Raw genomic sequence first — 13,911 nt, 5'->3', positions numbered from 1 at the left:
AAGAGGTGGATCAATGACCCCAACCAATCAGGCTTTCTCTGAATTAAAAATGAATATTTCTTATGTGGAACAGTCCCTCTACTGTACTGACGATTTGAAACAACAACAGCTTCTACTTAATGGTGTACAGAGTGTGCTTCTCTATATCGATTCACTTGTAGATCAGGAGATCATTCAAACACATGTCTTAACAGCACTGAATGGCCAAGCTCATTCGGAAATCTACCCATCGTTCACCACGTTAGAAAGTCGAAAAGATACGGATCTGCAACGTGGAATAGATTCGCTTATTCGAGGGAAATGTCTTTACATAGTCGACGGGCACCCGGAGTTTTACATTCTTTCTACCGAGAAAATGTATGTCCGAAGCACAACCGAACCGGAAAATGAAGGCGTTATTCGAGGGCCGCATAATGGATTCGTAGAGCAGCTTTCGGTTAATTTGAATCTGATCCGTAGACAAATTATTAGCCCATCCTTAATGGTTAAATATTTTAACGTAGGCGAGAAGACACATACCAAAATTGCAGTTGTATATCTTCAGGACCTAGCCAATCCGGAGTTGGTGAACGAAGTTAAAGAGCGAATCACATCCATATCTTCAGATATGGTGCTCGCACCAGGCTTTATTGAAGAGTTTGTGGAGGATAACCCCTTCTCTCTGTTTCCTCAGCAGCTTAATACAGAAAGACCTGACCGGGTTATTGCCAACTTGATGGAAGGACGCGTCGCCATACTTTCCGAAGGAAGTCCGTCAGCGCTTATTGCTCCAGTAACGTTTTTTGCTTTTTATCAAAGTCCGGATGATTATCATGGTCGCTGGATTGTCAGCTCCTTTTTACGGTTAATTCGCATGATGAGTTTTGTCATTGCTTTTACATTACCTGCTGTTTATATTGCAACCATCTCTTTTCACTCCGCCATTTTACCGATCGAGCTGGCACACACAATCAAGAAATCATTGCAGAACATCCCCTTTCCTGCACTTGTAGAGGCAATGTTGCTTGAACTGATCTTTGAAGTATTAAGAGAAGCTGGGGTCCGACTTCCCAGCCGAGTGGGCCAGACCATCGGCATCGTTGGCGGTTTGGTTATTGGAGATGCTATCGTTCGTGCGGGGCTTGTATCCTATACAATGATTATTGTGGTATCACTAACTGCTATCTCGTCGTTTTTGGTGCCTTCGCATGAGATGAGTTCGGCAGTCCGTATTCTCCGCTTTCCAATGATGATTGGAGCGGCGCTTTTTGGATATATCGGCATCGCATTTGGTCTGGTGATTCTAACCATTCACCTCTGTAAGATGGAAAACTTCGGATCGCCTTATTTTGCTCCAGTGGCCCCTTTCCGATTAGCTGACATGAAGGATGTATGGATTCGATTTCCCATCTGGGCGCTTCGCGGGCGTCCTCATGATGCCCGCCCGCAGCGGCTGAATCAGCAGAAGTTCTCTAGGAGTTGGAAAAAAAGTGAATAAGGAAACAACAATCACTCAGGGACAATTATTTTTGCTCATTATGAAATTTGAAATCGGTGTAGATATATTGTCTCTCCCTTATCGGATACATCTTTTGTCAAAAGGGGGTGGGTGGATCTCTGTTTTCCTTGGAGGGTTCTTGATTCAACTTGTCATACTGTTGTGCTGGCTTTTGATGCGAAGATTCCCGAACTCGTCCATTTATGACATTGTCACGCTGATTACGGGTAAATGGATGGGCAAGTTGCTGATCATTGCCTACGTTGGATATTTCCTATTAATGGGCACTTCTGTCCTGGTGAATGCCTACGGTGTGATTAACCGCTGGATGCTGCAGGATACGCCTCGATGGGCTATATTAGCCCTCTTTTTATTCAGCAGTATCTATTTGGTTCGGCAAAAATTACGAATCATTGCCCGGGTCCTTGTACTAATCTCCTTTTTGATCTTGCCCATGATGGTATTGATCAGTTATGGACTCAAGGAGATCAATCTGTTATATCTTTTGCCTTTAACCGAAGCAGGCTGGCCCAAGATCATCAGTGGATCAACCGAAACATTAATGGCCATGTTCGGATTTGAGTTTTTTCTCGTTGTGTTTCCCATGGTTGAAGGTAGCAGCGGTGGTAAACTCAAGTCTGTTGCTTCAGCAAGTGCTGTAGTTGTATTGTTGTATGCATTTACCGTGTTCATTTGTTCAACGGCTTTCAGTCCCCAGCAGGTTGATTTAATGCCTGAACCTGTCATTTATTTGCTCCGTTCGATCCCACTTGGGACAATGGATCGGGCCGATTTCCTGTTCCTCCCTATCTGGTTAATTTCAATTTTTGGGGCAATCTGCGGTTACTACTATACGGCATCTTATGGTATAAGTTATCTCTTCAAACAAAAACACCATAAAAAAGCTGTGCCTTATGTCGTTCTTGCTTCTTGTGTAATTGCCTATCTGCCACAACAGCGGGAGAAACTGGAGTTAATTAGTACGATAGCCAACAGATCGGCTTACTTTTTCCTCATGATCCTGCCTCTGCTACTGTTGGTTCTATCTTATATAATGAAACGAAAAGAGAAGATGATATGAGTAAACGAGGAAAAATCCTTGTCCTGCTGATCCTGCTTATGGTGATGACGGGATGCTGGGATCAGGATAGTTTAAAAGATGCAAGACTGGCTAATGCTTCAGCGTTCGACATCACCTCAGAAGGTGAAATCAAAGAGACGCTTGAAATTGTCGATGATTCTGAGAGTCAACAAGGGAGCAACGGAAATGAAGTCCACTCAGGTACCGGGAGATCCGTCCGACAAAGCACGGATAGAATTCGCGCTAAAGTGACGGGTGATATCCGGTTCTTCAAATATGGAATGATCTTATATGGCAACAAACTCGCACAAAATGATATCTACCCCTACTTGGATGTCTTATATCGGGAACCTGATTACCCGACCTCACATGTGAAAATTGCGATTGTGGATGGAGAGGCCGGCGATTTGTTACACCAAAAAAGAGTGGGTAGCATATTGATTGGTGAGTTTATTACGAAAAAAATTAAGAGTTTGGAGGAATTATGCATTTTTCCTGAAATGACGCTGGAAACCCTTCTCCCACCCATGCTGGATCCGGGACAGGACTTTACGTTGCCTTATCTATTTAAGAATGGAGAGGAAATTGATGCGCGAGGAATCGCCCTGTTTCACGGGCAAAGGTTCAGTGGGAGTCTTAATATCGAACAGGCCCCCCTATACGTTATTATGAGTGGTAAATGGAATAAAACAGCGCGATTTGTCAAAAAGATTCATCCTGGTCCTTCCAATAATCCACGGAACTATATCACTTACGAAGCGAATACCAAAAAAATCAAACGTAAACTCGCGGTAAAGGTTGCACATGATAGCCAAATTGATGTGAATCTCCATATCGAACTTCCAGTAACGATTGTTGAGTATGCAATGAATCATCTTCAGGAAAAGGGAACGATTGAACGTCTGAACCGCGAGTTATCCGATGACATGACTCAGGACGCAGAACTAATTATCAAGACACTTCAGCAGAGCGGGTGTGATTCCTTCGGTATTGGCAGACATTTAATAGCCCATCACCCGGACTTGTGGAAAAGCTTAGACTGGAATCAACAGTATGCGCAAGTTCGTTTTCACCCGGAAATAAAGGTAAAAGTAATCGGTAGCGGTGTTTTAAATTAATTGCCTACTTGTGAAAGTGCACCTCCTAGAATTTCATCGGACAAACCAGGGGTTATCCAGTGTCCATTCTAATTGGTGCACTTCAAGTAGCGTTAGTTCCTTACAACAGGAATCCACATTTCACCATATACCAGACCATTTTTCTCCCCCATTTCAACCGTTGTATTCGGACCGCCAACATAGGCATAATCCTTTTCTACGGGGAGGGCTTGACCAAAGGCAATGCCAGTAAGCATATTACTGAGCGCATCAACCGTCTCTGCTTCGCCCTTCACAACCAGGTATTCTCCCTTGGGAAATTGGATTACTCTCGTTGCTTCTGGCAGAGATTCTTCTGTCATGACCCCAGCATAATGCATCATCTTGTTATTCACTGCTTCGTTTACGGCAAAAATGTAGTCATTTGTTGCCAGAGACTTTAATGCATCCAAGCTTCCATCCTCTTTCACAGTGGACCAAAAATCCGCCTTCTCCTTGCTGATGCCAGCATAGTCTGTGTAGTCGCTCTTAAGCTCTGTGCCAATACCTAAAACGATAAAGCTTTCTTTTTCTTCGAAATGATAATTACTCATGGTTTACACCGTCCTCTTTCAATTTTCAATTGATTTGTGTTTTCACTTGATGGGTTTATAATAACCTTAAATCATGTCAGAATATGATACTGTTTAGGGGGCCCAATGAAAAAAGTTGAACGCATTAATGTCATCACGCGGTATATCAATAACCGTGCCCACTTTACCATCTCTGAAATCATGCGAGAATTTAACATTTCTCGTTCGACAGCCATTCGTGATATCAGAGAAATTGAAGCCATGGGAATGCCACTTGTCGCTGAAGTTGGGCGGGACGGCGGTTATTTTGTCATGAACAACTCCCTCCTACCCACGGTCCGGTTTACCGATAATGAAATCAAAGCGTTATTCATTGCCTTTATGGCGACAAGAAATCAACAACTTCCTTATCTGAAGAGTCGTCAATCTTTGGCTGAAAAGTTATTGGGTCTTATCTCAGAAAATCAGCAAGATGACCTTGTGCATTTGAATCAAATATTGCTTTTTGAAGGAACCAATCCCCATAATCCAGACTTGCTTGATCTGTCAGACCTGCCCCACCCTACCTTGGAAAAACTCATCCAAATTCTGCTTATAGAACGTTATTTGTTAGTTACTGTCCAAGAAGAGAAGAAAACAAAGTCCTATCCCATGGTTCTTTTGCACCTTCATCATCAAAAAGGCCATTGGATCATTGAAGGTTTTGACTTGGACGAAGAAAAAAGACGAATCGTATCAGTCGACAACCTCATCCATGTAGAAGCATACCCGACGAAAAAAAGGTTAAGTCGTAAAAAGATTGTAGAGCAACTAAAACGAAATAAGCAGGAAGAAGTTATCAACCTTGTCCTGGAACTTGGTCCAAAGGCGATTGCGCAATTCAAAAAATACCATCCTTTAAAATTTTCAATTGCCTACACGAATCCGTACCAAACTACGGCCCTCCTAAAGGCATTTATGAATGTTCATAACTCAGAAGAATTAACCGAAATCACCAATTGGTTGCTTTTTCTAGGTGAAGATATCAAGGTTAAGGAGATTCCGGAAGAAGTCCTGAATGCTGTACAAGAGAGATTAAACTTATACCAAATGAAGGAGTGAGCAGCCCCTCCTCCCTAGTCTCTCCAGTTTCTAACAATGCCTTACCGGAATTCAGGCTGAGCGTTCAGTACGAAAAACCAAAAAAGCCGCTATTTGAGCGACTTGGATGGAATCATATTCAATCATGTCTCACGCCAATATTTGGCGAGCTGTTCCTTCTATGCTAAAAGTCAGCATTAGACTGGGCATGATTAGGTGCATGCTGCGAGATTTTTTTAACGAGTAGGAAATAAGTAACAATGGCAATGATACTGGTCATTAATAAAGTGAGTCCTAACGGGACCGCAGTGTCCTCACCTGCGATACCGACCAGAGGAGCAACCAGTGCACCCAGAAGAAAAGGAACGACTCCAAGCAGTGCTGCTGCACTTCCGGCCATCTTGGCTTGACTCTCCATGGCAAGTGGGAATGCCGCTGTAGACGTAATGCCGATCGAGCATACGAAGAAGAACAATGGAATAACCAACGCGAAAAGTGGACCATGAGCCAGAGTTACCACCAAAGCAGCCACACTTGCTATTATAGCAAGCCATAGTCCCGATAATAGCAGCGTCTGCTCAGGGATACGTTTGGCCAATCGACCCACGATTTGAGATCCGATGATCAAGCTGATGCCGTTTGAAGCAAACAGTATAGCAAAAACTGTGGGTGTGACTCCATATATATTTTGGTAAATAAATGGTGTTCCCGCCACATAAGCAAAGACCCCTGCGGTCATGATTCCCTGTGCCAGCATGTAACCAACAAACTTGCGGTCACGTAGAAGCATTCTGTAATTACCCAATTGTTGTTTGAAGTCAGGAACCATACGTCTTTCGACGGGGTGTGTTTCTTTTAGGCTCCACTTTGTCATGATTAATAAGAAAATCCCCAAGAATGAAAGAGAGATAAATACGCCAATCCATGTTGTGAAGGAAAGAATTCCACTTCCCGCGATCGGTGCTGCCAAAGGCCCCAAATTCCCTACAAGCAACAGCAAAGAGAAAAATTTAGTGAGTTCATGTCCACTATATAGATCTCTAGCTATCGCACGGGAAATGACAATTCCAGCTGATGCCGCAAATCCTTGCGTGAAACGAAACAAAATCAATAGTCCGATATTCGGAGCAAAGGCACATGCCAAGGAACAAATAATATAGGCAACCATACAGATCAACAATGGTCTACGTCTACCGTAAGCATCACTCAAAGGACCCATAACAAGTTGTCCTACACCGAGTCCTAATAAACAAGCAGTAAGACTAAATTGTACAAGGGATGCCGTTGTATTCATATTTTGTGCAATCTCCGGAAAAGCCGGTAAATACATATCAATCGTAAATGGACCTAATGTAGAAAATAAACCTAGTAGTACTGCGAGTCCAAAAACATTCCAATTCGTGCTCTTCGCCATGATAAATAAAATCTCCAATTCCTCATATAATTTGCAAGCCTAATCGGAGTATAAGACATAGAGTTAACTGTAGGTCAAGGCTTGAGACCATTAAAACCAAAAAAAAGCCGCTTATTAAGCGGCTTTGAATGGAAAACCATTAAATTGTGTAACTTCCCCGGCCTGATCGCATATGACTCATAATCATTTCGGCAGCTCGCTTGTAACCGCCAGACTGCCTTAAAGATTCACCAATGAGGTAAGCCTGCCGTCTATAAAGCGAATTGTGTAGTACTTCTGTTAATGCCTCTCTCAAATTAGTTGCACTGAGATTATGTTTATTTAAAGTAATACCCGCGCCCAACTCCTGTACCCGATTGGCGACAAGAGGTTGATCCGATGTTAATGGAATCATCACCATCGGAACGTTGTAATATAACGCCTCACTCGTGCTGTTCATTCCAGCATGTGTAATAAAAACATCGGTATGCTGCAACATGTCCAACTGGGCAATGTATGGCTTGACGATAAAATTAGGAGGAACTTGATCCGCCAGCGGCGTCATGTCCGTGTACTTTCCTGAAGATAAAACAACATTCACGGGTAGGTCCCCTAATGCTTCAAAGCAAAGCTGATAGAAATCCAAATTTTTATTTAAAATCGTACCCATAGCAATGTACACGGTTTGCGGGTACCGTTCACGAAGCAACTCAAACGAGAAGGTCGGAGCATCTTGACGTGTGATGATCGAAGGACCCGTGAAAATAAAACGATCATCCAGCTTTTCTGCCTGCGGCTGAAAATAACGGCTGGTGTACACGAGCTTTAACTGACCTGCATGTGCCGGAATCTCTTCCATGGCTGGAATACTCACTTGAAACTCTTCGGCTAACTCCGTTGTGATCTTCATCGTAGCCTCGTATAGCTCCTTCGTCTCCGTCTCATTCAGACCTGAATTAGACCCCAGAGGCTCCACAAAAGCAAAGGACGCAATCGAGCACACCGCAGGAATTCCCAGTTTTTCTGCAAGAATAGTCCCTCCCCATCCCATCAGGGAATCAAAGATCATGTAATCGAAATTTTGATCCTCTATCACCTGCAGCACATTGGGGATGATCCTCTGGATAATACCGCTTACCATCATATAAATGAACTGATAAGAATGCCTGTATTCCTGGGGTTTCAACACCGGATCATGAGAGAAGGCATCTTGTGGAAACGGATAGGTAATGATCTGGGCACCGGTTTGTTCAATTCGGGAACGGTACTCCTCCGTGCACACATAGATGACTTCCTCACCATTGTTTGTCAACTGAGTAACTAATCCTAACGACGGATTAACATGTCCTTCAGCTGGAGTAATGACTACTAATACACGTGCCATCTTAACTACCTCCCAATACAATTAGTCCCCCCGTTCTTCGTGATGTATTTAGCGACGCGGTAGTCATCCGTTACATAGATATGTTGTCTTTCACCTGGCTGATTGGATGATGTTCTTGATGAACGAGTTTGGTAATTCGTAGTGATGCCAAGAAACTTAACAAGACCCATAATAATTGCAGTGTTAACACGATCAACACACCTGTCGATATGCCCCACTGTAAAGTTTCAGACAAGGCAATCAATGCGCCACCAACTCCAATGCTTACGCCCATATAGAAGGAATCCACAAATTGCAGATTCGCGGACATTTCTCCCTCTTTCCTGGGCAAGGCATGTTGTAAAGCAATGGCTGCCGTTGTAGGGTTGGCCAATCCAACCCCGAACCCTGTAATCATTTGTGAGAGAAGGATGAGTATAATCCCGCCGTCCGTCAAAATAAGAGCCAGGATCACAAGTACAGTTCCAACGATCATAATCCCAATGCCCGTCATGACTCTGCCCTTTCGGGCACGACCTTGATCTCGTGCATCAAGCTTGGCTTGCAACCACGCTGCGGCGGACCAGCTCAGAGAACCTGCTGCTACAATGAGGCCAGCAAGATCAGCTGATAACCCCTTCACTTCGGTTAGTGCCAAGATCACAAAACTTTCCGTTGTAAAATAACAAGCAACATATAGCCCCCTGGAAACCAAAGTAGCAGGTAATCCTTTTTTTACCGAAAAAGTGCCCACAGGCAGCAATTTACGCATTGGTGGGATCATGACGACTAATCCCCCCAAAGTGAGCACTATGCCTTTCCAATCGGTAATCATACCAAGTCCTGTGAGTAACAGCCCTGTTCCAACGGCAAGCAGAATCGCATACATAATCTTCGAGTCGGTTGCTCGCGCTGGAACTGTCAGATCTTGCTGAAGCTGCAAATTACGGAAAGAACGGAATGTGAGACTGAGCGCTATTCCAATCAAGGGTAAAACGATCCAGAAAACATATCGCCACGAGATGTAGGAAGCAATAAGGCCTGCTGCATAAGGTCCGATTAAGGTAGGCAGGACAAAAGCCATGGAGAATGCGGCCAGGATTTGAGTACGAAGTGTATCTGGATAATGTAACGTCACACAGGTATAAATGCATGTGATCAGGGCCCCCGCTCCAAAACCTTGAAGGGCTCTTCCGGCAATAAGCATATGCATATCGAAAGAGACAGCGGAGACCACAGTTCCTAACACAAAAACACTAAAAGATATCAGCATGGATGTAAAAACGCCGCGCTTGTCAATCTGTTGCCCCATAACCAAGGTTCCAACAAGCTGAGATAACAAAAATGCGCTGAAGATCCAACCGTATAAATGAATGCCCTCTAAACTTTGTGCCATTTTCGCGGCAATCGTCGTGATAGCCAGTCCTTCGAAAGCTACGGTTGCCAGAACCAGCATAATACCAATTGTAGTCGCCCTGTACTGAGCATCAAAAATCCCAATCTGATTGTTGTTTGTCTTCCACACCTCCGTAATTAGATGGTTATTATGGTAAATTAAACCTTTTAACTCCCTGAATATACATGAAGTGTTACACTTTGTAAAGTTAAATGTTTAAAAAGTGAGATCGTGGCCTAGAATAGGGTACCCATGTTCAATAGGAGATTTTGCTTGAAAATATGCCATGTTCATTACAGTCAATTTGGAGAAGTTCATCCTGCAGGATCCAGGCATCTGTTTTTTCAACAAAGAAATGAAATCCTCCAATGGATTGAACCAATGCGGGATCGATCGGTGTAGCACTCGCATTGATACCAATGGTAAAAGCATCGGAGCCTCCTCCAACATATTTTGCGTAAATTCTTACATATTGGTCCTCTTCCAACTCCCATTCATTCTTAAATGAATCGATCGCTTGATCAGATATTACAAATGAAATCATTGCTCTGCACTCCTTCCTTCAGTTCAGTCACATTTTTTCACTTCGCCACGATAGTTGGCCATTCTGAAACTGGCCCCGCATCCACACGAAACTTTGGCATTTGGATTATTCATGGTGAATCCGCCTAACATTCCGCTCTCTTCATAGTCAATCTCAAGACCATCAATATATGGAATACTGTTCGTGTGAACCAATATCTTAAATTGCTTTTTATTTAACACAATGTCTTCTTCTGCCTGCTGCTCATCCACGATAAGGGTATAAGATAATCCACTGCATCCCCCTTCATCAACGCCTACTCTAAGAAAGGCATTTTGGATATCCGCACTTGATAAAATTTCGACGATTCTGTCCGATGCTATATCACTGACCTCAATGATCATCTTTATTCCTCCCGGTGGTATGATTTTGAAAACCTGGTATCCCAGTCCATTAGACAGGGTATGAATGCAGCAAGAGCGGCTCCTTTTGGCGTAAGTTCATAAATAATTTGTGTAGGGCATGTCAGTATTGTTCTTTTGACCAAATGATCATGTTGAAGACCCTTTAAACGTCTGGAGAGGATCATTTCGGAAATGAAAGGAATGCTATCGAATATTTCACCGAATCTCTTCGGTCCTTGAGACAGAGCACATAAAATATGGATCGTCCATTTCGTTCCGATGATGCGATAAGCTGTAAATAGTTTATTCGGGTCTTCAGTGAACAATGGTCTGTACACCCACTTTCTTATTCATCCGCGTGGTGAGATCCGAGTGCTGGCAATAATACTCGTGACGATTAACAAGAGATGGAAACCCATGGCTACAATTAAGCCGGATTGAAGTGACATTCCGCCAGCCTGACACACGACAAGAATGGAACCACCAATCCCGATCACTACACCAGGTGTAAAGGAATCTGCAAATTGCAGGTTTGCTGAGGTTTGGCCCACGCCTTCTTCCCCCGTTTGGGAAAATGCGACAACACCGCTAATCGGATGCGCCAATCCAATACCGACACCTGCAATGATCTGACCAATAACTGCAATGGTTACGGTCACAACAGGTACCCAAAATACGATGGCAATCCCTATCGCAAGTAACAATACCCCAAGAAAAATTCTCATATGACGTCCACGGCCCTGATCTGCCGCATCCCACCGTCCTTGCAGATACGCAATGATACACCAACTTAATGCAGCACTCGCTACAATTAATCCGGCCTGAGAAGGTGTGATTCCTTTCACGTCGATAAGTGCCAATACCAAGAAATTCTGAGTGCTGGTATAGGCAGCGAAGAACAACCCACGTGTTGCCAGAATTGCTGGCATACCTCTTCGCAACGTAAGTGTTCCCTTCGGTAGCAATTTACGGAGCGGAAACAACATCAATACGAAGCCAATAATGACTAAAACAAATCCCATAATGCTCGGAAGCCTACTTAGACCAACCAGGAAAATCCCTGTACCCAACGTTAAGAGTAACGCCATCCAAGTGGATGAAGATCCGCTATCCCCTCCCGTCTTCTGCACTTTTAATTTCCTGAAGGCAGGTAAACTAAGCAATGCTGAAACCACCAGCACAGGTAAGATCCCCCAGAAAACAAAGCGCCAGGACCACTGATCTGCGATAACTCCTGCTACATATGGACCGAGCATGGACGGAAGAACATAGGCAGTACCAAATGCTCCAAGAATTTTGGCACGCAACTCATCCGGGTAACTTAACGATATAGCTGTATACACACAAGTCATCATAGCTCCGGCACCCAAACCCTGTAGAGCCCGTGATCCTATCATGGTATACATGTCGCCTGCGGTTGCGGCAGCGATCAGCCCTACGATAAACAACAGAAGTGCAAAAGTGAACGGTGCTGCAGGTCCTCTTTTATCAATGATCCGACCGACGACCAGCGTTCCGATAATCTGCGCAAGCAGATATGTACTGAATATCCATCCGAACAGGCTAAGGCCGTTCAAGTCTCCAGCAATCGAAGGAGCAATGGTGGTTACGGATAGACCTTCGAATCCAACGGCCATCACTGATAAAATAATCCCTATGGTTAGTGCAAAATAACGCGGGCTGAAAATACTTTGATGATTAGACGACATGAAATGTGACCTCCAAGAAATTTGTATGTATACATCGTATCCGGATACTTAGTAAACATTTTTGTTTATAATGTATAAGCTACAGTTCGGCTTTGACTTTGTCAACATTTTTGTTTAAAATGTAGTTAGTCATGAAGATTCAGTTGTTTCACAAGGAGGTGCACCATGAGCGGAAATCAAACTAAAAAGGATGTCTCGACCAGTACCCGGAGAGCAATTATTAATCTATTAAAAGAGCGCGGGGGAATGGATGTTGTCGCACTCTCCACTCAGTTTTCGCTATCTGGAATGGCTATTCGTCAACATCTGAATGCGCTAAAAGGAGAAGGATTGGTTACCACTGTGGAAGAGGCCCGTCCCATGGGTCGACCCACCAAGCTATGGATATTAACTCCCGCGGCTAATCGTTTTTTTCCAAGTGGATATTCGGATTTATCCGTCAGTCTCATCAATTCAATGAAAGAAGCTTTTGGTACTGAAGGGCTGGACAAGCTGCTGGATGTTCGAAATAAAAATATGCAATTACAATATCTTCAGCATCTTGGCGATGCATCAGGAGTCAGAGAGAAATTGGAGAAATTGGCCGAAATTCGTACGAATGAAGGTTATATGGCCGAGGTTAAGGAGCAGGATGACGGCAGTCTTCTATTCATTGAGAAGCATTGTCCTATCTGTGAAGCGGCGGCGGTATGTACCGGTTTATGCAAGAATGAGTTACATTTATTCAAAACGGTTCTTGGTGATAATGTTCATATTGAACGGGGAGAATACATTCTAGCCGGAGGAAGAAATTGCGTGTACAGCGTTAGGCAAAATAAGCCATGACCAAAAGAGCAACCTCATTGGAGATTGCTCTTTTGGTTTGGATTTTGAACTGATTAGAACGATTCGGATGAATATGCCGGCATTGTTCGTTTAGGCTCCGTGTTTTTTTCGACAAACACTAATGATCGAAGGAGATAAAGGATTGAACGGTGTTTTATCCCAGTCCGAATATTGATTTTCGATACAAAAGCCGCTGCTCGTTAATAAATAATGAAGCATATCATTATCAATAAAGCGACATGCAATTCGAGAAATGGTTTTTTTCGATCCTCCCCAATCACGGAACGTGACCCAGTGCATGATCTGGTTACTTGTATCATACGTCTGTGTACCAGATACCTTGACTGTAATTCCATCCTTATCGATAAATTCTCCCCAAGTGCTCTCCTCTTCGTTGGATAAATCGGTCCCCAAGGGGTTTCGGGTTTCAAAAACAAACAATCCATTAGGTTCTAAGTGTTTGTTGACGGTTTCAAGTAAGGCCCGTTGATCTTCATCGCTCAAAAATGCCTGAAATGCATTTCCTGTCAAATAAATCATGGAAAAGCGCTTTTCGGAATCGAATGTACGGGCATCAGCTTCAATGAATTCAACAGGCAAACCTTGAGCTTTAACCCGCGCATATTCAAGCATTGATGTAGAAATATCAACACCTGTTATATGTATCCCCGATTTTGATAAATGAAGTGTAGTCAACCCTGTTCCACATGCAAGTTCCAAAACCTCGCCTGGATTCAATCTAGCCAATTCAAGATAAAAATTGTATTTATTCGTCTCGCCGCCAAACTCAAGATCATAATTAATCGGGTCTAGATACTCTTCAAGATTATCGTGATCTATCAATATGAATCATCCCTTCACTACAATGCAGATTTCTCTAATCTATCCTTCATTATACCAGTTATTTCTAAACATCTCATTATTGGTACGTACCTGATTATGTAATTTTGAATTTAGGTAGAGTATAGTAAGAGTGTTGAAAATATACTCT

General features: G+C 43.3%; 14 protein-coding genes. 5 read left to right on the top strand and 9 right to left on the bottom strand.

Going from position 1 to position 13,911, the window contains the following annotated elements; translation table 11 throughout:
- Positions 1-13 precede the first annotated feature (13 nt).
- Genes QVE09_RS02535 through QVE09_RS02525 form a run of 3 tightly spaced genes read left to right on the top strand, consistent with a single transcriptional unit; the run spans position 14 to position 3,676 of the window.
- A complete protein-coding gene (locus QVE09_RS02535; protein WP_315935532.1) occupies positions 14-1,477 on the top strand; it encodes a spore germination protein in 1,464 nt (487 codons plus the stop codon).
- Complete coding sequence (locus QVE09_RS02530) at positions 1,470-2,558, top strand: GerAB/ArcD/ProY family transporter (RefSeq protein WP_315935531.1); 1,089 nt, start codon at positions 1,470-1,472, stop codon at positions 2,556-2,558. The genes QVE09_RS02535 and QVE09_RS02530 overlap by 8 nt, the downstream gene beginning before the upstream one ends.
- Complete coding sequence (locus QVE09_RS02525; protein ID WP_315935530.1) at positions 2,555-3,676, top strand: Ger(x)C family spore germination protein; 1,122 nt, start codon at positions 2,555-2,557, stop codon at positions 3,674-3,676. Before QVE09_RS02530 ends, QVE09_RS02525 begins: the two co-directional genes overlap by 4 nt.
- 92 nt (positions 3,677-3,768) lie before the next feature.
- Here the strand turns inward: QVE09_RS02525 and QVE09_RS02520 are convergent, their stop codons facing one another.
- Complete coding sequence (locus tag QVE09_RS02520) at positions 3,769-4,248, bottom strand: GyrI-like domain-containing protein (protein WP_315935529.1); 480 nt, start codon at positions 4,246-4,248, stop codon at positions 3,769-3,771.
- 105 nt (positions 4,249-4,353) lie between these two features.
- Here QVE09_RS02520 and QVE09_RS02515 point away from each other — a divergent pair, with 105 nt between their 5' ends.
- Complete coding sequence (locus tag QVE09_RS02515) at positions 4,354-5,328, top strand: helix-turn-helix transcriptional regulator (protein WP_315935528.1); 975 nt, start codon at positions 4,354-4,356, stop codon at positions 5,326-5,328.
- 163 nt (positions 5,329-5,491) lie between these two features.
- Here the strand turns inward: QVE09_RS02515 and QVE09_RS02510 are convergent, their stop codons facing one another.
- The 7 genes from QVE09_RS02510 to QVE09_RS02485 form a co-directional block, all read right to left on the bottom strand.
- Positions 5,492-6,721, bottom strand: coding sequence for a multidrug effflux MFS transporter (locus QVE09_RS02510; protein ID WP_315935527.1), 1,230 nt, complete (start codon positions 6,719-6,721; stop codon positions 5,492-5,494).
- 139 nt (positions 6,722-6,860) lie between these two features.
- Positions 6,861-8,084, bottom strand: a complete 1,224-nt coding sequence (locus tag QVE09_RS02505; protein ID WP_315935526.1) for a macrolide family glycosyltransferase — start codon at positions 8,082-8,084, stop codon at positions 6,861-6,863.
- Between the two features lie 70 nt (positions 8,085-8,154).
- On the bottom strand, positions 8,155-9,519 hold the full coding sequence (locus QVE09_RS02500) for an MFS transporter (protein WP_315936076.1): 1,365 nt from the start codon (positions 9,517-9,519) through the stop codon (positions 8,155-8,157).
- A 196-nt stretch (positions 9,520-9,715) separates the two neighbouring features.
- Entirely contained in the window at positions 9,716-10,003 is a 288-nt protein-coding gene (locus QVE09_RS02495; RefSeq protein ID WP_315935525.1) for a HesB/YadR/YfhF family protein, read from the bottom strand.
- A 23-nt stretch (positions 10,004-10,026) separates the two neighbouring features.
- On the bottom strand, positions 10,027-10,386 hold the full coding sequence (locus QVE09_RS02490; protein WP_315935524.1) for a HesB/IscA family protein: 360 nt from the start codon (positions 10,384-10,386) through the stop codon (positions 10,027-10,029).
- 2 nt (positions 10,387-10,388) lie between these two features.
- The gene (locus tag QVE09_RS31480) at positions 10,389-10,724 is read right to left on the bottom strand and encodes a winged helix-turn-helix transcriptional regulator (RefSeq protein ID WP_397386991.1); all 336 of its coding nucleotides are present in this window, start codon (positions 10,722-10,724) and stop codon (positions 10,389-10,391) included.
- Between the two features lie 12 nt (positions 10,725-10,736).
- Positions 10,737-12,095, bottom strand: coding sequence for an MFS transporter (locus tag QVE09_RS02485; RefSeq protein ID WP_315935523.1), 1,359 nt, complete (start codon positions 12,093-12,095; stop codon positions 10,737-10,739).
- Positions 12,096-12,260: 165 nt separating this feature from the next.
- Between QVE09_RS02485 and QVE09_RS02480 the strand changes: the two genes are divergently transcribed.
- The gene (locus QVE09_RS02480) at positions 12,261-12,920 is read left to right on the top strand and encodes a helix-turn-helix transcriptional regulator (protein ID WP_315935522.1); all 660 of its coding nucleotides are present in this window, start codon (positions 12,261-12,263) and stop codon (positions 12,918-12,920) included.
- Positions 12,921-13,010: 90 nt separating this feature from the next.
- On the opposite strand, the gene QVE09_RS02475 is transcribed toward QVE09_RS02480, so the two are convergent.
- On the bottom strand, positions 13,011-13,763 hold the full coding sequence (locus QVE09_RS02475) for an SAM-dependent methyltransferase (RefSeq protein WP_315935521.1): 753 nt from the start codon (positions 13,761-13,763) through the stop codon (positions 13,011-13,013).
- Between the last annotated feature and the right edge of the window lie 148 nt (positions 13,764-13,911).

The organism is Paenibacillus sp. ClWae2A (assembly GCF_032452295.1).
Lineage (GTDB): Bacteria > Bacillota > Bacilli > Paenibacillales > Paenibacillaceae > Paenibacillus.
This window is presented reverse-complemented; position numbering and strand designations above follow the sequence as displayed.